This window comes from Halorubrum sp. SP3 (genome assembly GCF_005435195.1).
Classification (GTDB): Archaea; Halobacteriota; Halobacteria; order Halobacteriales; family Haloferacaceae; genus Halorubrum; species Halorubrum sodomense.
In genome coordinates this window covers 1-248 of the sequence record NZ_SGTU01000664.1, presented here as the reverse complement: position 1 = coordinate 248, position 248 = coordinate 1, and the positions used below count along the sequence as shown (strand labels likewise).

1 pseudogene is annotated in these 248 nt (G+C 65.7%); it reads left to right on the top strand.

Features of this window, described 5'->3' with window-relative positions:
* Window positions 1–248: pseudogene (locus EXE42_RS17885) on the top strand (ABC transporter ATP-binding protein); the annotation flags it as partial.

Genomic DNA, 248 nt, shown 5'->3' with positions numbered 1-248 from the left:
GAAGAGGAGATGCGGAAGCGGATCCGCGGCCGCGAAATCGCGATCATCTTCCAGGACCCGATGGAGTCGCTGAACCCCGTGTTCACGGTCGGGGGACAGCTCCGGGAGTTCATCGAGATCAACCGCGACCTGGGGGCTCAGGAGGCGAAGGAAGAGGCGATCGACATGCTCAGAGAGGTGGGGATCCCGGCGCCGGAGTCCCGGTACGACGAGTCCCCTCACCAGTTCTCCGGCGCCGGGATCCCCAC